At 54.2% G+C, this 14674-nt stretch carries 14 protein-coding genes; 6 read left to right on the top strand and 8 right to left on the bottom strand.

The annotated features are described in order from the left end of the window. Positions 1-3: 3 nt before the first annotated feature. Positions 4-846: a 16S rRNA (cytidine(1402)-2'-O)-methyltransferase gene (rsmI, locus tag ACJJIZ_RS07775; protein WP_444915744.1), complete on the bottom strand. Its 843-nt coding sequence runs from the start codon at positions 844-846 to the stop codon at positions 4-6. A gap of 39 nt (positions 847-885) precedes the next feature. On the opposite strand from rsmI, the gene ACJJIZ_RS07770 reads away from it, so the two are divergent. The 4 genes from ACJJIZ_RS07770 to ACJJIZ_RS07755 all read left to right on the top strand — a co-directional run bounded on the left by ACJJIZ_RS07770 (position 886) and on the right by ACJJIZ_RS07755 (position 4397). Then, complete coding sequence (locus tag ACJJIZ_RS07770; RefSeq protein WP_444915743.1) at positions 886-2799, top strand: penicillin-binding protein activator; 1914 nt, start codon at positions 886-888, stop codon at positions 2797-2799. Further along, on the top strand, positions 2786-3148 hold the full coding sequence (locus ACJJIZ_RS07765; RefSeq protein WP_413663021.1) for a YraN family protein: 363 nt from the start codon (positions 2786-2788) through the stop codon (positions 3146-3148). Before ACJJIZ_RS07770 ends, ACJJIZ_RS07765 begins: the two co-directional genes overlap by 14 nt. A gap of 64 nt (positions 3149-3212) precedes the next feature. Then, complete coding sequence (locus ACJJIZ_RS07760; RefSeq protein ID WP_444915742.1) at positions 3213-3803, top strand: SIS domain-containing protein; 591 nt, start codon at positions 3213-3215, stop codon at positions 3801-3803. Positions 3804-3806: 3 nt separating this feature from the next. Continuing rightward, positions 3807-4397, top strand: a complete 591-nt coding sequence (locus tag ACJJIZ_RS07755; protein ID WP_444893027.1) for a BON domain-containing protein — start codon at positions 3807-3809, stop codon at positions 4395-4397. Between the two features lie 70 nt (positions 4398-4467). Here ACJJIZ_RS07755 and ACJJIZ_RS07750 read toward each other — a convergent pair whose 3' ends face one another. Continuing rightward, positions 4468-5658 carry an acetyl-CoA C-acyltransferase gene (locus ACJJIZ_RS07750; RefSeq protein ID WP_444915741.1) on the bottom strand — a complete coding sequence of 397 codons (1191 nt, stop codon included), beginning with the start codon at positions 5656-5658 and terminating at the stop codon, positions 4468-4470. A gap of 174 nt (positions 5659-5832) precedes the next feature. Between ACJJIZ_RS07750 and ACJJIZ_RS07745 the strand changes: the two genes are divergently transcribed. After that, entirely contained in the window at positions 5833-6429 is a 597-nt protein-coding gene (locus ACJJIZ_RS07745) for a LemA family protein (RefSeq protein WP_444915740.1), read from the top strand. Positions 6430-6431: 2 nt separating this feature from the next. Beyond that, on the top strand, positions 6432-8339 hold the full coding sequence (locus ACJJIZ_RS07740; protein ID WP_444915739.1) for a M48 family metallopeptidase: 1908 nt from the start codon (positions 6432-6434) through the stop codon (positions 8337-8339). Positions 8340-8377: 38 nt separating this feature from the next. Here the strand turns inward: ACJJIZ_RS07740 and ACJJIZ_RS07735 are convergent, their stop codons facing one another. From ACJJIZ_RS07735 to petA, 6 genes are all read right to left on the bottom strand, one after another. Continuing rightward, positions 8378-9001 (bottom strand): Yip1 family protein, encoded by a 624-nt coding sequence (locus ACJJIZ_RS07735; protein ID WP_282933883.1) that lies wholly within the window; start codon positions 8999-9001, stop codon positions 8378-8380. Between the two features lie 107 nt (positions 9002-9108). After that, positions 9109-10296 carry a GGDEF domain-containing protein gene (locus ACJJIZ_RS07730; protein WP_444915738.1) on the bottom strand — a complete coding sequence of 396 codons (1188 nt, stop codon included), beginning with the start codon at positions 10294-10296 and terminating at the stop codon, positions 9109-9111. Between the two features lie 141 nt (positions 10297-10437). Continuing rightward, on the bottom strand, positions 10438-10833 hold the full coding sequence (locus tag ACJJIZ_RS07725) for a ClpXP protease specificity-enhancing factor (RefSeq protein ID WP_108735312.1): 396 nt from the start codon (positions 10831-10833) through the stop codon (positions 10438-10440). A 25-nt stretch (positions 10834-10858) separates the two neighbouring features. After that, a complete protein-coding gene (locus tag ACJJIZ_RS07720) occupies positions 10859-11485 on the bottom strand; it encodes a glutathione S-transferase N-terminal domain-containing protein (RefSeq protein ID WP_108734210.1) in 627 nt (208 codons plus the stop codon). A 107-nt stretch (positions 11486-11592) separates the two neighbouring features. Then, on the bottom strand, positions 11593-13794 hold the full coding sequence (locus ACJJIZ_RS07715; RefSeq protein WP_444915737.1) for a ubiquinol-cytochrome c reductase: 2202 nt from the start codon (positions 13792-13794) through the stop codon (positions 11593-11595). Beyond that, a complete protein-coding gene (petA, locus tag ACJJIZ_RS07710) occupies positions 13791-14390 on the bottom strand; it encodes a ubiquinol-cytochrome c reductase iron-sulfur subunit (RefSeq protein WP_413663029.1) in 600 nt (199 codons plus the stop codon). Before petA ends, ACJJIZ_RS07715 begins: the two co-directional genes overlap by 4 nt. Positions 14391-14674: the final 284 nt, after the last annotated feature.

The raw sequence follows: 14674 nt of genomic DNA, 5'->3' as shown, positions 1-14674 counted from the left end.
GCCTTATTTTTGCTCCAGGCTCCAGTTGTACAGGACTTTCTTTTTCACTCCAGTAATTTCGGCAGCGATCGCCGCCGCCTTTTTCGGCGGCAACTCCGCCAGCAACAGCGACATTACACGCTGTGCCTCCCCATCCAGCTCGCTTTCACGAGAGCGCTCTGCACCACGTACCATCAAAACAATCTCACCGCGCTGCTGATTGCTGTCAGCTCGGACCCACTCAACCAACTCAGCCAGAGGCATCAACTGAAAAGTTTCAAAGGCCTTGCTGATCTCGCGGGCTATCACCGCCTCTCGATTACCGCCGAACACGACCGCCATTGCTTCCAGAGTGTCAGCAACCCGGTGCGGGGCCTCGTAGAACACCAGGGTACGGGTATCACCGGCCAATTCCTGCAGGGCTCGCTCACGGGCACCGGACTTAGCCGGCAGAAATCCCTCGAAACTAAACTTGTCACTGGGGAGTCCGGCGGCACTCAGTGCAGAGACAAAAGCACAAGCCCCCGGTATCGGAGAGACTTTGATTCCTCGCTCTCGGGCTTCACGCACCAGGCGATAACCGGGGTCTGAGATCAATGGGGTGCCCGCATCGGAAATCAGGGCAATGGTCTGGCCCTGCTCCAAACGCTGCAAAATCTGCTCTGTGCGCTTGTCATCCGAGTGATCGTGATATGCCATCAATGGCGTATCGATATTAAAATGGGAAAATAATCGCTGACTGTGACGTGTGTCCTCCGCCGCAACCAGATCGGCACATTGTAGAACTTCGATCGCTCGCGGTACCATATCGGCCAAATTACCAATGGGCGTAGCGACAATATAAAGCAGCGCCTGATCCGGCCCCATAGCTGTTCACTCCAAATATAAATATTGCGGGAGAAGATTATGTCCGCCTCTTCCCGGCGCACCTCTACTGTAATCACCAGAATGGCAGCTGCCTCACTGGCAGTCGCACTGGCTGCTTGCCAGACACCGGCTTCCCGGCCAAACGTTTACCAGCCGGATTATTCGGCCGGCCACACCGCAAGCCGCAGTGAAGCTGTACGTATGCTGCGCAGTGCCGACACCCTGCCGGCACCGGCGCGGGATCAACAGCGCCTGCAAGCGGCCGCTATTCTATACGAGCTGGGAGATAAAGAGACGGCAAAAGAGGCGGTAATCAAAATTACGCCCGAACAGCTGGACGACAACCTCTTCGCCAGCTATGCACAGGTCTATGGCAGCCTACTTGCCGCAGACGACGACTTCTTTGAGGCCCTCGACCTGGCAGCCTCTCCACGCCTGGAAAATGTGTGGCCGGAGTTACCACAGAAGACTGCCTTACCTCTACGCAGCCTGCGCGCTGACCTATGGGGACTTCTGGGAAATCTCGACAGCGCAATTAGTGAGCGGCGCGAAATCTCCTATATCGCCCAGTCCGACGAAGCGATCACAGAGAATAACAACGGCTTTTGGCACCTCTTGACCCAGCTGCCCTCCAGTGAATTGCAGGCTCGCGCCACCCAAAGCAATGACACCCAGATGCGCGCCTGGTATCAACTCGCCCTGCTGGGCCGCGACACCCAGACGGATATCAGCTCACAGCTGACCGCCCTCAGCCGCTGGCGCGAGCGCTGGCCCGCCCATAGTGCCAATTCCCATCCGCCACAGGCATTGCAGCTGTTAGAGCGCTTGGCCGCCCAGCGGGCAGACCGCGTGGCGCTGCTCCTGCCACTGTCCGGCCCCCTGGGCAACGCTGGCAGGGCAATCCGGGATGGCTTTATGGCCGCCCACTACACCGCCCTAAATGCTGGCGGCGCAACTCCGAAAGTGATGGTTTACGACACCGGTTCCGGTCAGCCATTTGAGGAAATTTACCAGAGCGCCGTAGATGCCGGTGCGCAGATGATTGTTGGCCCACTGGATAAGAGCAAGGTAGCCAACCTGCTTGCCACAGAAAAACTGCCAGTGCCTACTCTCGCCCTCAACTACGGCGATGAGGGGCGCCTGACCACAGACCTGGTCCAGTTTGGACTGGCAATTGAAGATGAAGCGCGGCAAATTGCCCAGCACGCTTACCGGCAGGGCAAGCGACAGGCAATGGTCCTCACCGCTGACAATAGCTGGGGGCAGCGCGGCGCTGAAGCATTTGAAGAAGAGTGGCTGCGCCTCGGTGGCTCAGTCAGCATTCGCCGGACATTTAAGGACAACAGCAAGTTCTCAGCCCTGGTCAGCGATGCCCTGTTAATTCCCACCAGCAACGCGCGCAAGAAGGAATTGCAGAGTCGCCTGGCGGCAAAGCTGGAATTTACCCCCAGACGCCGTGACGATGTCGATATGGTATTCCTGGCAGCACAACCCCAACAGGCGCGTCAGCTCAATCCCATGCTGACCTACTACTACGCCAGTGACCTGCCCGTATACGCTACCTCTCATGTCTTTGGTGGCAGCATCAACCGCAATCGCGACAGGGATATGAACGGTATTCGCTTTACCGCCCTGCCCTGGCTGTTTGAAAGCAATCAAACCAAGCAGGATATCGAGGAGCAGGCGTCGCCCGCACCGGCTTTTGCCAGACTCTATGCCCTAGGTGCCGATGCCTTCCGCCTCTACCCGCGCTTGCCGATGTTGCGCCAATTCCCGGAACAGAAAGTACACGGTCTCACCGGCGCATTGAGCCTGAGCGCTGATGGCCGCATAGTGCGCGAACAAATGTGGGCGCGAATCGACAAAGGGGTGCCGGTGCCCATCACTACCGTCGAGCCCCAGTTGCCGCAGCGGGAGCCGATTGAATTAAGTGGGAATCGTGAGGCTTTTTAAGGGCTCAAGCGGTACTGTCGGCAGCCAAATGGAGGCTGCCGCAGCCCGCTATTTGCAGCGCGCGGGGCTCACCTTATTGGAGCGCAATTATCGCAGTTCACACGGAGAGATAGACCTTATCGCCCGTGAAAGCGATACTGTCGTGTTCGTGGAGGTCCGCTTCCGCCGTAAGAGCCAATTCGGCGGGGCCGCAGCCAGCGTGGATTCACGCAAGCAAGCTAAGCTACTGGCCACTGCCAGCCGCTATTTGCAGCAACATAAACTGGACTGTCCGTGCCGCTTCGATGTCCTTGCCATAGATGGCGATGCACAAAACATCCAGTGGATTAAAAGCGCCTTCGAAGCCTGAGGCAAAACCGAGATTTACCCCGTCAAGTTATGGTGAGTTCGAGCTCACCTGAATTAAGGACACAATGGAACAGCGAGTCGTAACCCTTTTTCACCACAGCCTTGAAGCCACAATGAACGCTGGCGAGATACTGGCCCCGCTGATTGCAGAAGCCAGCGAAATGGTGGTGCATACACTCTTGGCAGAGAGCAAAGTCCTGCTCTGTGGCAATGGTGTCAGTGGCGCATTGGCGCAAAGTTTTAGCTCGCAACTGACCGGCGGCTTCCAGCGCGAACGCCCCGGCTTACCGGCTATGGCCCTCAACAGCGACGGCGTCTCCATGGGCACTGTTGCCTCGAACCACGGCGGTGCAGACACCTTCGCACACCCGGTTCGCGCCCTGGGGCAGCCCGGTGATCTTCTCGTAATCATCAGTAGCGATGGGCGCGACTCAAACCTGGTTCAGGCCATGCGTGCGGCTCGGGACCGGGATATGGGCATACTCGCACTGACCGGCGGTGATGGCGGCAACTGCGCCGCCCTGCTCGATACCCATGATATTGAACTACGGGTGCCATCCGATGTCGCAGCAGAGGTACACCAAGTACATCTTCTGACAATTTTTTGCCTGTGCGACCTAATCGACAGTAGTTTGTTTGGTGGCTACGAGGAATAAACGATGAACAACAAAAAGTTGACCCTGGGGAAATATCTCCTGGCTGCCTTCGCGGCAACCACCTTGTTAGCGGGATGCAGCACTGTATTGGAGGCCACCCATGACGGCCCCATACAACAGGACCCCGGCGAGCGATCTTTTGGCACCTATATTGACGACCAGCGCATCGAGACGGTGACCACAGTCAATATCAACAAAGCTCACCCGGACCTGAAAACCTCGAATATCAATATCAATTCTTTTAATGGTGTTGTACTGCTCACCGGCCAGGTGCCCAGCCAGGAACTGCGCCTGCTCGCCGGACGCACGGCGGAACAAGTACAGAATGTTCGCCAGGTCTACAACGAAATTCAGGTGCGCGGTAAAGTCACTTTACTGGCTAGCACCAGCGATACCTGGCTAACCACCAAGGTGAAAAGCAACCTGTTTGCCAATAAGGAAGTAGACAGTGGTCGCATCAAAATCGTGACCGAGAATGGAGTTGTTTATTTGATGGGACTGCTAACTCCTGCCGAAGCGGAACGGGCAGCCGAAGTGACCCGCTCGGTAGGCGGGGTACAGAAGGTTGTGAAAGCAGTGGAATACATCAACTAATATTTCCCGCACTACACAAACAAAAACGGGGGCAACTGCCTCCGTTTTTGTTAGCGCTCAAGTCTGTGACTTATACGCGCTCGATAGCAACCGCTGTAGCCTCACCGCCACCAATGCACAGGCTTGCCACGCCCTTCTTGGCATCGCGCTTTTCCATCGCTGCCAACAGGGTAACCAGGATACGGGCACCGCTAGCACCTAACGGGTGGCCGAGGGCACAGGCACCACCGTTAACATTGACCTTCTCCCAGGGCAAATCGAGCTCACGCATTGCAGCCATAGTCACTACCGCAAATGCCTCATTAATCTCGAATAGGTCCACATCCGCCGCAGACCAACCGGCATTTTCCAGCAGCTTGTGCATAGCGCCGACCGGAGCCGTAGTGAACCACTCGGGCTCACGGGCAAACTGGGATTGCCCCTTGAGAACAGCCAGAGCTTTCAAGCCGCGCTTCTCAGCTTCACTTCTGCGCATCAACACCAGCGCCGCAGCACCGTCAGAAATAGAGCTGGAGTTCGCAGCGGTTACAGTGCCGTCTTTACGAAACGCTGGCTTTAGTTGAGGGATTTTGTCTGGACGGGCATTACCTGGGGCCTCGTCGACACTCACCTCAATCTCACCTTTGCGAGAGGCAATCGTGACCGGGGAGATTTCACGAGTAAAATCACCACCTTCAATCGCAGCCTGGGCACGCGCCAGAGATTCCAGGGCAAAAGCGTCCTGCTCTTCGCGGGTGAAATCGTACTTATCGGCAGTAGATTCGGCGAAAGTACCCATCAGCTTGCCATCTGCAGCATTTTCCAGGCCATCCAGGAACATGGAATCTTTGACCTCTCCATGACCGAGGCGCATACCAGAGCGGGCCTTGGCCAGCAGGTAGGGGGCATTGCTCATACTTTCCATACCACCAGCAACGATAACCTTACCCTCACCCATCAGCAGGGCATCGCGGGCCATCATCACAGTCTTCATTCCAGAGCCACACACCTTGTTAACAGTGGTGCAAGGAGTGCCGACCGGGATGCCAGCACCCAGTGATGCCTGACGTGCCGGAGCCTGACCAACACCTGCCGGAAGCACACAACCCATCAGCACTTCATCCACATCGGCAGGTGCCACACCCGCGTCCTCAAGGGCTGCGCGAATCGCCGCAGCACCCAACTGCGGGGCAGTGAGGGCTGAAAGGCTGCCCTGCATAGCGCCCATTGGCGTACGCGACATTCCGACAATCACTACTGGGTCCGAAGTTACATCACTCATTCTGGCTGCTCCAAGTTCTGTGCCGCCATCACCGTGGTGGCGGCAATTGTTTTAATGTCGCCGCATTATAGCCGAAGCCCCACCCCGCTCCGCCAGGGGTGCGACCAGTGCGCAGCAGTATCAGCCCATCGTGTTACTATTTACGCCACCAACAGGGATAAATAGGGGAGCGTTATGGGATCTACGGGACTTGTTGTGCTGGCGGTGGTCATCGCACTGTTCTTTTTCATTATCAGTATCTTTAACAAACTGGTTTCACTGAAAAACCACAGTGAAAATGCTTTTGCGCAGATCGACATACAGTTAAAACGGCGCCACGATCTGGTGCCAAATCTGGTGGAGAGCGCCAGGGCCTACCTGAACCATGAGAGAGACACCCTGGAAGCGGTTATCAGCGCGCGCAATGGTGCAATGTCAGATCTCAAAACCGCCGCTAAAAACCCCACTAATGCCGCCGCAATCGATAAGCTCGGCCGCGCAGAAGGCCTTCTCAACAGCGCTCTGGGCCGCCTGAATATGGTGATTGAGGCCTACCCGGAATTGAAAGCCGACCAGAACCTTCGCGAACTCAACGAGGAGTTAAACAGCACCGAAAACCGCGTGGCATTTGCACGCCAAGCTTTTAACGACTGCGTCACCAGCTACAACATCTACAAGCAGAGCTTCCCCCCAGTATTTCTGGCCGGCTTTTTTGGCCACAGAGCCAACGCCCAACTGCTTGAGTTTGCAGACTCAGAAACCTTTCAAGTCGCGCCACGTATCGAGTTTTAAATATGAACTTTTACGTTCACCAGGACAAAGCCAAGCACAGCAGTCGTTTGCTGGTTTTCCTGTTCAGCCTGGCCCTCATTGCCCTAATCAGTTTGAGCACCCTGGCTACGGCAGCCATGGTGTCACTGTCCCGCGGCCAACCATTTACTCCCTTTGACGTTGCGCAACTTCTGGGCTGGGAGACCCTTGGCTCAATAGCCTTTGTTATCGGTACCGTCGTTATCCTGGGCAGTCTGTACAAGTTCCATCAATTATCCCCTGGGGGAAAGGCTGTGGCGGAATCCCTAGGAGGGCGCAAGCTTAATACTTCCGCGCGAACTGAGCGGGAAAATAGAGCACTCAATGTTGTGGAAGAGATCGCTATTGCAACAGGTATTCCGGTACCCGATGTCTACATCATTGAGGACAGCACCATCAATGCCTTTGCCGCTGGCCAAAACCCTACCGACGCCATTATTGGCCTGACGCGGGGCTCCTTGGAAAAGCTTACCCGGGAGGAGCTACAAGGAATTGTTGCCCACGAGTTCAGTCATATTCTCAATGGAGACATTCGTCTAAACACCCAGATCACCGGGCTGTTACATGGAATCTTAATTATTGGACTTTTGGGGCAGCTCCTTGTCAGAAGCCCAGCACCCCACAGGCGCGTAACCCCCATAAGATATCCGCTACTAGGCCTGGGAATAACTCTGATTATCCTCGGCTACACCGGTACGCTGATCGGCAACCTGATCAAGGCCGCTGTCAGTCGGCAACGGGAGTTTCTTGCCGATGCCTCCGCAGTACAATTTACTCGCAACAACCTCGGTATTGCCAACGCACTGAAAAAGATCGGTGGCCGCGATTTAGGCTCAGAACTCAGCAGCCCCAACGCAGCAGAGTTTAACCATATGTTGTTCGCGGTTGGGGTAAAACACTCGCTGCTCAGCCTTTTTGCCACTCACCCTCCACTACCGGTGCGTATAAAGAGGTTAGAACCCGCCTGGAACGGCCTATTCGCCAATACGGAAGAACAGGTAAAAAGTGAAGCCCAGACTGTAAAACCCAGTGAATTGCAAAATCCTCAGTTCGCCATGGCCGCTCCTACAACGCCTTTCCAGGCTGCTCTGGATGCGGTGGACAACAGCATTGCCAAACCAGATACACACCAAGTTGAGCTTGGGCATCAACTGCTGGGTTCTATTCCACCTCTGATCCAACAGGCTGCACACGAACCTTTTACCGCCCGGGCACTGGTTTACTACCTTCTTCTGCACAAGGATAAAACCGAGCGAGACAAACAGCTAAACCTCTTGGAGAAAATTGCCCACCCCGCTGTTATCCGCGAGATGAAAAAACTCACACCACATATGGAATCACTGCCGAGCAACGCCCGCCTCGCATTGATAGACCTATGTATCCCGGCCTTGCGTGCCCTAGTCCCTCAGCAGTACCAGATCTTTAAACGAAACCTTATCAAGCTTCTACACAGCGATGGGAAAGTTGAAGTTTGGGAGTGGGCCTTATACCGGGTATTAATGCACGCGCTCGACGGCGCTCCAGATCGACAGCGCCTCTCCCACAGCAAACATGCCAACAAAGATGCTTCACGATTTATCATTGCAGCCATCGCCCATGCGGGAAACAGCCAATACCTTCCAGCAAAACGTGCTTATGAGAAGGGACTCAGTGCTCTCAGGCTTGAAATAACCCCGCTACCCGGCATCGCTGATATCACCCTGCCACGACTGGACAAGGCCATTGCAATCGCCAGCCTTATACCGCCCCTGGAGAAACCCGACTTACTGAAAGCGATTGTGATCACCTTGAATCACAATGGGGTAATTAAAGCGGAGGAGATCGAACTGTTAAGGGCCGTCGCTGACAGCCTGGACTGCCCTATGCCACCGATTATCGATAAGTCTAGGTAGCCGCACAACGCCAGCACAAATGCTGGCGTTGTGAAGCCTTAATAGGCGTGGTGCTGATAAACCGGCCCGATGCCCACACTCCATAAAATGACGGAGCCAATAAGCACCGTAACCATCATTACCAGGGCAACGGTTAATACTGCACAGGCATACAGAAATGCTCGATCCTTATTCATATTCATCAGGATCGGAATGCCGGCAAAGACCAGGTAAATAGAATACATCCCGGCAATGCCTACCGACGCCATCGTGAGCCAGGGGTGCGGATAAAGGACGACGATACTCGCCAGGAAGATTGGCGTAGTAATAAACACCGCAAGTGCCGTCCCTTCATAATGGCGCGTGGGCTCATCGCCCTCAACCCCGTAGGATCGCGCCATCCAGTTAATAAACTCTCCGAGGCAATAGACGCCAACCAGCAATGCAAAGTAAGTAACAACCGACAGAACAGCTGCACTTTCAGGTGTCAGCTTTGCTAGATGTCCCCCAACCTGAAAGCCTACCCGGGTAACCCCAAAGTAACCGGCCACAGTAGGAATCAACGCCAGAAGCGGCACATGAGTTACAAACACCTCAAAAAAAGAATGGCGATCAGCGCGTATCGCTTTCCACTCTTTTTCCGGGTTGGTAAGAATACCTATTGTATGACTGAGTATCCGCACACCAAATCTCCCTTCCAATACCCTGCTTTGCAGTATCGGTGGCGCACAACAGATTGACCAATGCCAAAAGGGAATTAAGCGTCACTTTCAAATTTACTTGATTTATATCAGCTGTGGACCGACAGGCAATTTCGCCCGCTGCGCTTTGCTTTATAAAGCGCTTGATCAGCCGCTTTAAGGATATTCTCGGGTTTCTTTAGTTTTTTATTGCGGTGGGCAACGCCAATACTCACAGTAACTTTTACTGGCCTCCCTCCGCCCTTCCCCCTTAGTGAGGCCCCTGCGGCAAGACGCCCCGATGACCTTAGGCGCAGCGGGTAGCTTGAGATTTTCTCCCTGATTTTTTCCAATAAAGCTTCTTTCGCCTCGCGACTGCGGCCCGGAAGGTAAATAACAAACTCCTCGCCACCATAGCGAAACACGGCACCGTGAGAGTGGCGCGCGAGTTGAGCCGCAACCATTTGCAAAGCCTGATCACCCACTTGGTGCCCATAGCGATCATTCAGCCTCTTAAAATGATCGATATCAACCATGGCAAGGCTGTAATTCCATGTTGGCGTCAGCATCTGATAGCGGAAGGCCCGCCTGGAATGAAGCCCAGTCAGCTCATCGCGAAACGCCAATTCATAACTGGCCCCAAGCAGCGAAGCGACCAACAATATTCCCGCTACAGACCCGGTAAACTCGAGAGGAAAGCCCAACCAAACACTGCACAGCAGCAAAATAGAACAACTAAACAGACCCATAGCGGTGGGGCCAGGGTAGAGAAAAAGTAAGGCAAAAGCACCGAGAGCGGAGACACTGCCGATCAATTGTGGCAACGAAAATGCGTCGGGTAAAAACCCGGACAACCCCCTGGGCAAATTCTCGACCGGAAATGCCAGCCTCAGCGGCGCGCAGCAATCGTAGAGCAAGACAAAACCCACCCCCTCAGCCAGCAAAAACAGGCCCCACAGCAGCCCAAAAATACTGAAGACACTGCGATCACGACTGCAAGTAAAGAGAACAAGATTTACCGCTACCAGTGAGAGATATAGCGGGAGATCCCTGTCCAAGCTGGGGAGCAACTGGGAGTGAGCCGCGATGTATAGGGCCATGATAAGCAGCGCTGAAAGCGCAACCCGGCTTGAGCGAAAACCAAAACTGAGCAATGCTGCCATAGCCAATAGCAACACAGGCAGCTGCGGACTGTATAAGTGGGTCAGATCGATCCAGGGAAGATACTGCGCAACGAGAAGCACCAGAAGCATCCCTGGCAGCCAAATAAAGCGCAGCCATTGAAGGTACGGCGGCATGACATTCGCGGCAATAAAAGATAACGCGACATTATACGGACTTGGGACAAGCGTATACCCGGAACTAGATCACAAAATTGAAGCAGGGGCGGGGGGAACTGGCAGGGCTTCAGAAATCTGCCCTACCAGCGAAAAGGAGCACTATTTAACGACACGCAGAGCCGGTTTTTTCACCGATTTTTTACCCAAACTGGTGGGTGGCGTCGGTTCGGGCGGCTCTGGAGTTTCCTCGGCCTCAAATACCATCCCCTGCCCGTTTTCCCGCGCGTAGATTCCGACCACAGACCCCACAGGAACTTGGATATCTGTCGGAACCCCGCCAAAACGGGCGTTAAACCTGATGGCGTAATTATCCATAGTCAGACTGGCAACCGCTGATTCCGAGATGTTCAGCACTATCTGACCATCGTCGTTCACATGTTGTTGCGGCACCAAAACACCGGGGAGGTGCGTATCAACCAGAATATAAGGAGTGCACCGGTTATCGGTTATCCACTCGTAAAACGCCCGCAGAATATAGGGACGATTGGATGTCATGGCCGGCTTGCTCACCAGTATTCCCTCAACGCATTTCCCGTTCGTATTCGGTCAGACTTTGCTGGAATGCCTCGCGGGCAAACAGGCGGTCCATATAATCCAGCAACGGCTTAACCTGCTTGGTTTTCGGAAGGCTGATCTCAAACTGCTCGAGGCGCCACAACAGCGGGGCCATGCAGCAATCTACCAGAGAAAACTCTTCATTAAAGAAGTACGGCAGGTCGGTAAACATCGGAGCGATACCAACCAGGTTGTCGCGCAGTTCTTTGCGAGCGGAGGCCGCGTCCTTACCACCGGCAAGGATCTTGTCCACCAGAGGACACCAATCGCGCTCGATACGATGCATGATCTGGCGGCTCTGCGCGCGGGCAACCGGGTAAACCGGCAGCAGCGGCGGATGCGGGAAACGCTCGTCCAGATACTCCATCATCACTTTGGTCTCGAACAGAACCAAGTCGCGATCTACCAGGGTTGGCAGGGAGTTGTAAGGATTGAGGTCAGCGAGTTCAGCTGGTTTATCATCGGCGTCCACATCGGTGATATCGACGGAAACCCCTTTCTCTGCAAGTACGATACGTACTCGGTGGCTATAGTGGCTGCGACCATCGGAGAAGAAGGTCATCGAGGAGCGCTTGTTGGTAGGCACACCCATGTTCAAACTACCTCAAACTTTAAGCCGGCTAGAGCCGACCATTTATTCAAAATATAAAAGGGCAGTGAGTAAACCCACCACCCATTAGAGACAAACTAGCGACGGCTTTAGTGGTGCACGTCTTTCCAGTATTCGCGGTTCAGCAACCAGGCGAAGATAAAGAACACAAAAATAAACGCCAGCACATAGAAGCCAACACGTTTGCGATCTTCAGCCATCGGCTCAGCAATGTACTCCATAAAGTTGACGAGGTCATACATTGCCCCATCAAACTCTTCAGGTGTCATAGAGCCTTTCACCTTACCGACCTCCAGGCTACCACAGGCGGCATCCATAATCGGGTTGCCCAGCTCATCGCGGACAACTTTACCGTGGTCGCGCTTAGGACCAGGGGCACACTCCTGCAAGCCTTGCAGCTCCATCAGAACGTGAGGCATGGCCACACTCGGGAAGACCTTGTTATTTACCCCGGTAGCACGACTGTCGTCCTTATAGAAGCTGCGGAGGTAAGTGTAGAGCCATTCCGGTGAGCGAGAACGAGCAACCAGCGTCAGGTCCGGCGGCGCGGCGCCGAACCATACTTTGGAATCATCTGGACGCATGGAGATCGTCATCAGGTTGCCGATTTTGTCGTCACCCAAAACCAGGTTCTCCATCATCAACTCAACCGGGATATCCAGGTCAGTGGCCACACGCTCCCAACGGGAGTAATTGGCACTGTGACAACCCATGCAATAGTTGACGAAGTACTTGGCACCGCGCTGCAGAGACGGCTTGTCCCGCAGGTCGATATTGATGTGATCCAGCTCCACTTCAGATTCTGCACCTACCGCTTTAATCGGGATAAAGGTCAGCAGGCCGACAACGATAATACCGATAAACAGGATGCCGAAAGTTTTACCACCAGACGGGCTGGTTACACGCTCAGGCTCAGGGTAGACCTCATCGCGATTGGTAATCCAGGGCAGCAAAGTAAAGAAGGCAGAGAGCAGCAGAGTTACAACCACCATGAAAGTATTCACGGAGTAATTAGCTACCGCCATCCACAAGAACAGCACGCCGAAGATGACACAAACAGCCCAGGAGCCAATGCCTTTCTTACTCTTCGGATTCGTCCAAACCGGCATGGTCAGGAAGAAGGCGAAGTAGAACAGCGTCGCTACCTGAGACAGGAAGTTACGATCCGGGGTCGGAGATTTAACACCCAGGTAGCCAAGGATAATAAATACTGCAGCAAACAGAAGCAGCAAGCCCTTCGGCAACCAACCCTTGTAGCGGATCGAGCGAACCGGGCTCTTGTCCAGCCAAGGCAATACAAACAGCACAGCAATAGCGGCACCCATGGCTACCAAGCCAAGGAATTTCGCAGTAAGCGGACCGATATCCATGGTAACCGCACGCAGGATTGCGTAGAACGGCGTGAAGTACCAAACCGGAGCAATATGCGGTGGTGTCTTCAGCGGGTTCGCTTCTTCGAAGTTAGCGTACTCCAGGAAGAAGCCGCCCATTTCCGGGAAGAAAAACACAACAGTTGCGAAGATAAACAGGAATACCGCGATACCTACCAGGTCGTGAACAGAGTAGTAAGGGTGGAAAGCAATACCGTCTTTGGGGATGCCATTCTCATCCTTGTTCTTCTTGATCTCGATGCCGTCTGGGTTGTTGGAACCCACTTCGTGCAACGCCAGGATATGCAGAACTACCAGCAATACCAATACCAGCGGCAGCGCAATAACGTGCAGGGAGAAGAAGCGAGTCAGGGTAATACCAGAGATCAGGTAGTCTCCGCGAATCCACTCAACCAGGCTATCGCCAATGCCGGGAATTGCTCCAAACAGGGAAACAATTACCTGGGCACCCCAGTAGGACATCTGGCCCCAGGGCAGTACGTAGCCCATAAAGGCTTCTGCCATCAGCACCAGGTAGATACACATACCGAAGATCCACACCAGCTCGCGGGGCGGCTTATAAGAGCCGTACATCAAACCGCGGAACATATGCAGGTACACCACCACGAAGAAGGCAGACGCACCTGTGGAGTGAAGATATCGTATCAACCAACCCCACTCCACATCGCGCATGATGTATTCAACCGAGGCAAATGCCTCCTCGGCAGAGGGGTTGTAGCTCATAACGAGCCAAATACCGGTCAACAGCTGGTTGACCAGGACCAATAGGGAGAAAACGCCGAAGAAATACCACAGGTTAAAGTTTTTGGGCGCGTAGTACTTGCCCATGTGCTTATCCCAGGCCTGGTAAATGGGTAGTCTCTGATCTACCCAATCACCGAAATCTGCGAGCCATTTCATGCGGTGCCCTCCTGGTCTACGCCAATCACGATTACATCGTCGTTTTCATAGGAATAAGGCGGCACCTCCAGGTTGGTAGGCGCGGGAACACCGGTATAAACACGGCCAGCCATATCGTATTTGGAACCGTGACAGGGACAGAAGAAGCCACCCATCCACTCATCGCCACCCAGATCGGCAGCACCCACTTCCGGGCGGTACATAGGCGCGCAGCCAAGGTGCGTACACAGGCCAACCAACACCAACAGCTTTGGCTTGATAGAGCGGTTTTCCGGATCTACATAAGCTGGCTGGATAGACTCCTCGGAGTTAGGGTCGCGCAGTAGAGGCTCCACTTTCTCCAGGTCTTGCAGTATTTCATCGGTACGGCGCACAACATAGACCGGCTTACCTCGCCACTCTACAGTGACCATTTGGCCCGGTTCAACTTTGCTAATGTTGTATTTAACCGGAGCGCCCGCAGCTTTCGCCTTGGCACTCGGCTTCCAGGAAGCGACGAAGGGAACGGCAACCCCCACCGCACCCGCGCCACCAACAACTGAGGTGGCAGCGGTTAGAAAACGGCGCCGTCCTACATTTACACCGTCATCACTCATGACGTAGTTCTCCCATCACAGCGACCCCGATAACCCGGAGATTCGCTGGCCCAAACCCAAAAAGTCTTGAAAGAAGTCCCGCCCCGGCAGATTGCCCGCGCGAATAAACCCCACAAATCAAGCGGATACAAATCGGCGCAATGTTAAAGAAAATGCCAATTTGATACAAGGCAATGCTATGGGGAACGTCGGGAATCACGCGGCGAAACCGCGATAAATCCAGCAAAAGTCATAAGAGCGCTGGATAACCACAGATACGGGAATATAAAAAAGCCCGGCAAAAG

It is taken from the genome of Microbulbifer maximicatervae (SeqCode) (genome assembly GCF_052467225.1).
Note: the sequence above shows the minus strand (reverse complement) of the source record. Positions and strands in the feature narration are given on the sequence as shown.

Coding starts and splice junctions, on each gene's coding strand:
- rsmI (WP_444915744.1), bottom strand. CDS start 846: ATGGGGCCGGATCAGGCGCTGCTTTATATTGTCGCTACGCCCATTGGT.
- ACJJIZ_RS07770 (WP_444915743.1), top strand. CDS start 886: ATGTCCGCCTCTTCCCGGCGCACCTCTACTGTAATCACCAGAATGGCA.
- ACJJIZ_RS07760 (WP_444915742.1), top strand. CDS start 3,213: ATGGAACAGCGAGTCGTAACCCTTTTTCACCACAGCCTTGAAGCCACA.
- ACJJIZ_RS07755 (WP_444893027.1), top strand. CDS start 3,807: ATGAACAACAAAAAGTTGACCCTGGGGAAATATCTCCTGGCTGCCTTC.
- ACJJIZ_RS07750 (WP_444915741.1), bottom strand. CDS start 5,658: ATGAGTGATGTAACTTCGGACCCAGTAGTGATTGTCGGAATGTCGCGT.
- ACJJIZ_RS07745 (WP_444915740.1), top strand. CDS start 5,833: ATGGGATCTACGGGACTTGTTGTGCTGGCGGTGGTCATCGCACTGTTC.
- ACJJIZ_RS07740 (WP_444915739.1), top strand. CDS start 6,432: ATGAACTTTTACGTTCACCAGGACAAAGCCAAGCACAGCAGTCGTTTG.
- ACJJIZ_RS07730 (WP_444915738.1), bottom strand. CDS start 10,296: ATGCCGCCGTACCTTCAATGGCTGCGCTTTATTTGGCTGCCAGGGATG.
- ACJJIZ_RS07725 (WP_108735312.1), bottom strand. CDS start 10,833: ATGACATCCAATCGTCCCTATATTCTGCGGGCGTTTTACGAGTGGATA.
- ACJJIZ_RS07720 (WP_108734210.1), bottom strand. CDS start 11,485: ATGGGTGTGCCTACCAACAAGCGCTCCTCGATGACCTTCTTCTCCGAT.
- ACJJIZ_RS07715 (WP_444915737.1), bottom strand. CDS start 13,794: ATGAAATGGCTCGCAGATTTCGGTGATTGGGTAGATCAGAGACTACCC.
- petA (WP_413663029.1), bottom strand. CDS start 14,390: ATGAGTGATGACGGTGTAAATGTAGGACGGCGCCGTTTTCTAACCGCT.